At 44.5% G+C, this 8,915-nt stretch carries 3 protein-coding genes; 1 reads left to right on the top strand and 2 read right to left on the bottom strand.

Translation table 11 applies throughout. The features are described 5' to 3' along the window. A partial coding sequence (locus AB0756_RS35005) for a GH39 family glycosyl hydrolase (RefSeq protein WP_408104038.1) occupies positions 1–1,424 on the bottom strand: 1,424 nt, incomplete at its 3' end. A gap of 484 nt (positions 1,425–1,908) precedes the next feature. On the opposite strand from AB0756_RS35005, the gene AB0756_RS35000 reads away from it, so the two are divergent. Beyond that, positions 1,909–2,940, top strand: a complete 1,032-nt coding sequence (locus tag AB0756_RS35000) for a DUF2278 family protein (protein WP_050045443.1) — start codon at positions 1,909–1,911, stop codon at positions 2,938–2,940. 331 nt (positions 2,941–3,271) lie between these two features. Here the strand turns inward: AB0756_RS35000 and AB0756_RS34995 are convergent, their stop codons facing one another. Beyond that, positions 3,272–8,761, bottom strand: a complete 5,490-nt coding sequence (locus tag AB0756_RS34995; protein WP_038073212.1) for a LamG domain-containing protein — start codon at positions 8,759–8,761, stop codon at positions 3,272–3,274. Positions 8,762–8,915: the final 154 nt, after the last annotated feature.

Raw genomic sequence — 8,915 nt, 5'->3', positions numbered from 1 at the left:
CCTCCATTAGTATTGTCAGTATTGCCTTGGGTATCGTTTGGAAGTGTGGGACCGGAATTGGAAGTTGGGGGTAAATCCACATCAATACTGTCATCTTCAAAGAGAATAACAGAGTTTGCAGGTAGCACTATAGTATTATTATTGACCGTATCCCAAGCAGTTAATTCTTGACTATAACCAGAGTCAGAAATAATATGTTTGCTGACATTAGATGATGTTGAGTTCCAATTATTGAATGTAACAGCAACTTCTTGAGAGCTATTTGAAGAGTTAATTAATACATAGGCTTTATGAGAACCAGGACGATCTATTGCAAAAGTTTCAATATTACTGTTATTGCTGGTTGTAGCAATACGATTACCAACTAAATATTGATTAAACAAATGTAGAAGTTCGCCACCAGGACGTAACGTATCATTATAACTTGTTTTCCCGTAGCTACCGTCTTTTTCATTCCAAGAGAGCGATGCTGAAGCACCGTTTTCTATAGCTTTTATTATTGATAATGCATCAAAAATGGCTCCTTTGTTGTTAGCCATACGTGGATCGTGAGTTTCCCAAGTCCAGCTAATGTTATACTCACCTAATATAGCAGGAATCTCTCGATCGGGGCTGAGCTTTTTGAGCGTATCAACAATACTTTTTGTGTATTTCCCAATAGAATTAGTAGCATTAAAGACTTCTTGGTCTGGAGTCGAAGCACTACCTGTAGGGTAATAGTGATAGGTAAAAAAGTCTAGATTGTCTATTGTTCCTTTGACGAAGGGTTCATAGAAAGGAGTTAAGTCAGGACGAGCAATACTTGGTCCACCGACTTTAATGCTCGGATCGACCGCCTTCATTGCTTCAGCAACTTTGTTATAAATAGTTATTAATTCGTCCAAACGATCTGGTTGATTTGGGTCAATCAGCTTACCCCAACCACTTTTAGTGTGAAAAATACTAAAGTATTCAATATCTTTCTCGTTAGTAATTTCCCAATATTGAACGCCTAAGTTATTATCCTTATTAACAATTTTGACTAAATCCGCGCATAATTTTGCGTATTCGTCAAAGCGATCGCTATCTAAATAACCATCATTGTTGGCGTCCATCCAACTTGGCCATGAAGGAATATTGAACATGCGTTTGGGCTGATCTGCACCAAACATATCAATGGAAGCTTGAATAGTATTGACAACTTTTTGAACGTCCCACGTTTTATTTTTAGTATCGATTAAGCCATGATCCTTGCTAGAGTCTTTCATATAATCCACATTATGAAAGCGGATTATTCCCGGACTCATATAGTTCATGTTGCTGCGATATTTTGAGTTACCTGCATCTGCAACAGCCCTATAAACATTTATTCCAAAATGTTCATCTTTGGTCTGTCCTTCAACAGCATTCCAATCAACCGTTACATTTAAATAAGTAGTATTCATGAATCATTTTTGGGTAAGGGTAACGTCATGGCAGAGCACCCAAAATGACTCCCAAGTATATAGACTAAATAATTATAAAAATGTGCCTGAGTGATAGAAAATTTTTAAGAATTTAGAAGGCGATCGCGTTTCTCTATTTTTCTACAAACGACATGACCGACTCCCATCATTGCTAACTCAAACACAGTCATAAAGTTTTTCTTCTCTCATGAGAACATTATGTCAACTCAAGAAACCATGGTTTTTTAAAATAATTATTAGTTTTTGATATTTACTGTTACATTAACAATAAAATGTTTCTCCAGAAACCAATTGTTCGATGAATAGATGCACTAACTTTGACACACTCGTATCTATAGTAACATCAAAATACTGAGAATCGAAAACCGTGTATTTACTGATTTAGTACAATTTTGAATTGAGAACACCTAACTCAAATGACTCATATTTGGGAGTGTTCGTTAAATTGACTCATGGAGAGCATATGTCGCTAAAACGCTACGGAGTTCTTAAATGTAAAGCTGTAGACAGCAAGATGGAAAGAGAAGACGACCAAAGCCCTCACTTTCAGGTTCTTGCTAAAGATGGTAAAAATGAATACCGTCTTGCCATTAATGTGAAATCAGTACAGGCTCCTGTGGATTTGCTTTATTTTGTCAATGATAATTTTGAGCATCCAATTACCAACCAACTGCTTAACTTAGAATTCGGCTTTACCGAAATTAAGGAATCGGAACGGACAGCAGGAGGTATTGCATTGGATTATATTCGCGCTAACCTCTTCTCTCCCAATCAGCTAAAAGCTCTACCGGCTGATGCTCCAGGACAAGATGATGATTTACATGACATTATTGACTTATTTATTCAGCGATCGCTGAACAATCCAAATGCCGCTCTGTACGTTTTTGGAGAACCTTTTGGACCTGAAGACAAGCCCGACAAAATTTTTGGTTTCCGACCGGGTAGAGGTATTCATAACATTCATATGAATCAGGGTAGCAGCGGACGGTTTAGCCAAGATAACGGTGTTTTTCAAGATGGAGGTTTACTCATTCACTTTCAAGATCGGAACCAGTGGTTAGCAGCTTTCTTTGCATTTCAGTCCCAGTCGTTCCATACAGACGATCGCACTGGCAATCCAATAGACGCTAGAGTAGGGACAGAACCTACCTTGCCTGCAGAACCAGTCACCAGAGCAGAAGTTCGCATTGTTGCTGCGTTGGTAAACCCGCTTGGTGCTGACTCTGGCAAAGAAACTGTAACGTTACTGAATACGAGTTCCAGCAGAGTCAACTTGAATGGTTGGTCAATTACCGACCGATTAAAACGAAAGTTACCACTAGATGGTGTTCTTGAGCCTGGAAACACCACTATAGTCAAACTTTTAGGTACGGATATTCAGTTGGGCAATGAAGGTGGCATTATCACGCTTTTGAATCCACAAGGAATTAAGGTTGATGGTGTTTCTTATACAAAGAAAGATGCTCAAGAACAAGGTCGGACAATTATTTTTTGATTGTACCTAATTAATACTATCTAATTAGGGAGCATCCCCATTTGGAAAAAACACGTTTGGGATTGAAATCGCGTCTACACAAACGAAGTCCCTCCGGGTTCGCCCTATCTCAGGAACGGAGACGCTAAGCGCAAAGCGCACGCTCCGCGATGCCGCAGGCTATCCCCGTAAGGGCTTACGCCAGTTGCCTACGCGGACTTCCATTAAGTCCGCGTAGGTGAACTTTGTTTGTCTAGCATCAGAATCCTCTTCTAAAGGCAATATGCCAAAATGGAATGCTCCCTCTAATTGAGTGAGAACTGAGAAAGAAACTCAGTCCTCAGCGATATCATTAAGCGGGCAACAGCAATCGAGCTAATGCTCTAGCACTGTTGAGCGGGTTATTAAAGTCGAACGCTAGATTAATGTTGCGACTTTGATTCAAATACATCAGGCTAAGGCTAAGGGAGATAATTCCACCTACAGCCGAGTTGAGACTGGTATCGAAATTAGCAGAACGTACATTTAGCAGACTATTCAATCCGTTGCGTCGGATGAAGTCACTTACGGAGCTAAATACACCCACAGTGGCTGTGATGGATCGCAGGGTGTCTCGCAACTCTATCAAAGTGGCATTGGCAGATGCCCGTGCTGCAAGCAGAGTTGCTATACGTGGGTCTGCATCAATGGGGAATGTGGCAACTCCCCGTTCGGCTAATCTCAACGTTTCCTGGCTGCTCCGCAAAGCTGTTTCTGCCAGAGGTAGCCCTGCCTGACGGAGCCGGAGTTCCCCTTCGAGACGGACGATTTCATCCGGTCGGCGTGGAACACAAACATTGGCTCCAATCACAGGCGGAATTCGGGTACAAACTTGATTGTTCCGTTCGCGGTTAAGATCGTTTTGCAACCGCTGGATGTCTCTCTCGATATTATCCAGATTTTGTCGGGATCTGTTGACAGTGGCGCGTGCATCGTTGAGACGGGAGTCTGCTGTTGCCCGTTCCTGTCTCACTATATTACGTTGAGCAGTAATTTGCGTGTCGAGTTGATTAACTCGATTTTGAGCATTCTGAACATCCATTTCCGCTCGTCTGAGATCCGCCGTTACCGTATCCACTGCGGTTTGAATGGCAAAAGAAGTTTCTCGGTTGAGGTACTCGAACAAGTCATTTTGCATTCTACCTGCAACTCGGAAGTTGGCGGCATTGTTGAGCTGTTGTCCCTGAACTTCTAAGACAGACTGGAAAGCATTGAAGAGGCGACCTTCGGTTTGGAAAGAGAACCGATCCTGCGCCACAGCAATCTGAGTTTCACTTGCAATGCCTAACAGCCGAATGGCACCGGAAATAGCTGCTGTCAGCGGTTGTTGCGGGCTGACCCGGAACAATATTGAGGGGTTTGGTCGCCCACCAGCACCAATGAGTTTGAATGCACCATTTAGGACGCTTAAGCTTTGGATTGTGCCCTGAACCATTGCCCCACGATTACCGTCAATCTCCACCGACAAATTTGCTTGCAGTCCCCACAAGTTAATATTTACATTTCCTTGCAACAATAACTGATTTCTAGCGTCTACGTTAAGGGTGGTCATGACTCCCAACCAGTTACCTTGAACAAAGAGCCGATTGTTATCTACGATCGCCCTTGCATTCACCAAATCGAAGCCTGCAAGGGAAGTGTTCACATTGCCTGCAAGGTAAAAATTCGAGTTGCTGAGCAGTCCTTCTAGATGACCGTTTACCTGTATGGGAAATCCCTGTGGGAAGAGGCTCAACTCACCCCGATAGCTAAATTGGTCATTGACGATTTGGAGATCGCCGTTAAATATCTGGCGATTGAGAATTGACAGGGAACTGCGCCCCGTTAAGTGAAATCCTGTGGAGGATGCATTGTCTGGTAAGTTAACTGGAATCAGTATGGATGCTGGGAGTCTTTGCCATTGGGCACCTTGAATAGTGCCAGTATTCCTGTTGCCGGTCAGATCGTTAGCAACAGTGCCCTGTCCTTCGTTCAGCTGCCAGTAGCCCACCAGTCCAATCTCATCTCCTCTAAGACGACGAGACATATTCACCCGAATTTCTGGGCTTGAGAGGGCGCGGTTCCAAATGCGGACATCCTGAATTTGTCCCTGGAAGAAACGTTCAGTTCCAGTACCGCGAGCGCCAATTGCCCAGTTTTCGCTGACAGCGATCGCTCCTCTAGCTGCTTGATTCACACTGGCTTCTACTCCATTGCGGTAGAGTCGCCAGCTTGTGCCATCATACAGCCCCGCTAGGTGTACCCAATTGCCAATATCCTCAGCAGGAATTGCTACTGATGTCAAGTATTCTTGTCCATCCCAAGAGCCAATCTGATAGCTGCCGTTACTAATTCTCAAAAATACCTCACCGTTGGGGGAGCGGGTAAACCCGTGAGCGACAATGTTACGCAAGCTGTCCGTAACTTCAGGTCTAACCCAAGCTTCAATCGTAATTTGACCCGTGAAATTCAAACTAGCAGGGTTGTTGAGGGTGATGTAATTATTTTGTCCATTAAATACTAGAGCGTAAACGGGGGATGGAGTTTGGGATGACGTGGGTGCTGTCGGCATTAACGATGCTCTAAGAGTATTAATGACAACACTCCCAGCCATCTCCAAATCGATAATATTAGAAATAGCACCTGCAATCCGGAATCCGGTAGCAAAACCTTGTGAGCCAGATGCAGCTAAACCAAATACGGCATCCAGCATAGCAACATTTGTTACATTCCAAGTTCCCCGCATCAATACCATTAACCCCTCGTCGTTGCGACTACCTCCAAGTGTGGGGATAACAGCCAAAGCGGCGTTTGCCTGCTGCTCGCTGGCAAAGCCCAACTGATTGTAGACCGTTTGACGAGGTGCTGATTGAGCCGCAATTTGACGGAATTCATTTGGGGTTGTAATTAACCAGCCTGCATTAATAGCAGCGGGACCAAAGTTCAAACCAACGCTGTTCACGCGGTACTCCAGCGGCATCGCCTGAATCAACTGGTTGACTGATAAGGTTTTCAAACCATTTAACAAATTGGCAAGGTTGCGGTAAGCATCAATTTCAATGCCACTAGCTGTGGAACCCAACCGTTGGCTGCCTAGGTATTTTGGAAGTTGTAAGAAGTTGCCGCTTAGAGGTAAGGTGAATCTTAGGTTGACATCTGTGGGAGCATCGTCGGGATTGAGCAAGAAATCGCGATCGGTGAAGAACTGTTGGAAGTTCGAGAGAATTTGCCCGACCTCTGCCAAATTTACGCTGGGCATGGGGAACTGGGTGTGAGTTTCAAAGTTCACCCCTTCCAATCCCAGGTACTCAATCCCAATTTCGTCGTAGAACATGGGAATGGGGATGGGAATCCCAGTCTGATAAACAATCAGCATGAACAGCTTGTGCAAAATCAAGCGGCGGTGTAGCTCGCGGCTATTAGGTAGCGGGATGCTGTCGTTCTCAGGTAGTAGCAGCGCACCTGCTAGCGTTAGCAAGTCAAACGAATCCACATTGGCATCGACTTCTAGCAAGAACAGGCTACCTCCGGAGAGCGTACCAAAAGAGAGACTGCGTAGTTCAATCCCAATGATAGAGGGGATGGGGTTGGGAACTGGGAAAGTGGGGTCGGAGAACAAGAACCGGATTGGGCGATCGCCTTCGTTGACTCGCGCTTCCAACTTCACTTCACCTGTGGGTGTAACGGCAATATTAAAAAAGAAGTTGTCGGGAATTTGGATGTTGAGATATTGGCGGAAACTGTCAGGAAGTCGATCTAGGCGATCGCCAATTACCCCAAGCGCCTGCATGACTTCATCCGGCAGTTCCGCACTGCTAACGCGATTGAGAATGGACGCCAGTTCATCTACCCTGAAATTACCCCGGTCATCTAAAATCTGAATGGGTTGCAAAGGCACTCCATCAGGCAGAGTATCAGCAACGGCATTTAATCCTGTAGCATTGAGCAGTAGTTTGGCGGGGGTTAGAGGCAAGCTGAGGTCTCGGACAACTTCAAAGCCACCACTGGCTAGGAAACTGGAAGTTGTACTGTCGTAGCTGAAGACAGGAACCCGGAACTTGACTTCACCAAAACTATCCAGATCCAAATACCAGAAGGTTTCGTCGTTTTCCTCTTGCAGGCGCACTGCTGTAATAATGGAAGTGCGGGGTGTTAGCCGGATACCGCTAACTGCGTTAATTGTCAGTTCGACCCGAACAACCGTGTCTTCTGGATGCCTTGGATCGAAAGTATTAAAAAATCTAACTCTAGGTGTGCCATCTGCCTCCCTGCCAAACAGATTATTCAAATTTTCTGGTAGACCAACCCCAATGCGAGCAGACAGTTCAATTTCATTACCAAACAAGATTGCTAAGTCAGAGACATCAATCCGGGCATTCCCGAGGGGAATGCGAGTGTTGTTATCGATTTGGATATCAGGGATCGCAAAGTCGAAAGGCGCAACTACGCGTTCAGCACTCAGGCGAACAGAATCATTGTCTGCTGTGAATGTCGCATCGATCCGGTTTGGCAAAACTTGTTGTACTGAAGGATGCCAGCCACTAAACGCCAAGTTCACTGAAGCTACAAACATCCATGCTGTGCGATTTGGTGTACTTGGATCGGGGCTGCGTCTGACAATGGAAATGCCGCCAAACTCTAGATTCATAGACGACCGTCGATCCGGTGGTAAGGGAATGGAGAGTGTTGCTTGATTGGGTATGAACACCAGACGAGTCGTTTCTTCTTCACGAGCAAGGGTGAGATTTCCTTGGAAGTCAAAAACGGAGTCTACACGCATGACTCCATCTGCTGAGACTTGCCAAGTGGAAGTTGCAGTGGTTTGCCCTTCAATTAACTGTCGCTCAAGAGCGATCGCCAGCCCTGTAATGTTGAAAGTACCTACCCCTGCCAGATTTACCAATTCGGCAGATGTTGTTGTCATCAACATGAATTTTTTAGTATTGTCGTTCTGGTTGTATGCAGCAGACAATGTCAACATCTGCTCAAACAACTCTGCTGACACTTCTCCAGATAAGCTCCAATCCCCACCTTCTAAGGTGAAATTTAAGTTAAAGTTTTTCAGTACTAGTTCATTAGCGATCGCCAATAGCCCTTCACCACTAATGCTGAGGGAGGCGTCAATTTGACTCATACCGAGCATGACAGTTCGATTTGCCGTCAACGTCACCTGAACTCCCAGTTCGTCGCTTCCGGTAGCCAAATCCAATTGAGTGGTGGTTGCTCCTCGGAGAGCAAACATCCCAGTTGCTGGGGTAATGCTAATGCCAATCATCGTCAACTCAAAGTCTGGTAACTCAGCGGGACGAGAAACGCCACCAAGGAATGTCTGGGCGATCGCAGATAGACTAAATCGAGAAATTTCCGTTTGCCAAGTCGTCTCAGTGGCTGCATCAATTGTCAAAATGACATCAACGGCGTCAATATTTCCGCCAGACAATACGCCAGCAATTGTCCCTGTAAGCTGATTTGTTGCAGCACTCAAGTTCAATTCAAGTTGCACATTCTCCAGTGAAAGCCAAGTTGCTCCCGGAATGTGAGCGATCGGGAGCATCGCATTCAGCTTAGAGGTGACTTCACTGTCAGTTTCGGTAAATAGGATGGCAAGCCCAGCATTCTCAACACCAAGTAGAGATGTTTTGCCAGTCAGAGAAGCACTATTTGCAGAGATATTAATTTCTACATCTCTTAAGGCAAATTGTTCTAAATTTAGAATATTCAGAAACTTGTTAAGAGGAATCAATTCTAGCGTTGAGCTTGTCAGCACAATCTGATTATTTTGAATCTGATTCTCAAGCGTAGTTACAATGTTTTGGAGTGTCATGATATTTGCAGTTCTATTTATTTAGAAAAAGTATTTCCAAAGATTCCACCCTTTGGAAGGTGTTCATAACGGATTAATCTTGCTAATGCCAAAAGCTTAGACAAACTTAATTACCACTATGATTGAGCGGATAGTTAACAGGGCTTTCTACAGT

Source organism: Tolypothrix campylonemoides VB511288_2 (assembly GCF_045999855.1).
GTDB classification, from domain to species: Bacteria; Cyanobacteriota; Cyanobacteriia; order Cyanobacteriales; family Nostocaceae; genus Scytonema; species Scytonema bouteillei_A.
The sequence above is the reverse complement of the archived record's forward strand: the minus strand, read 5'-3'. Positions and strand labels throughout refer to the sequence as shown.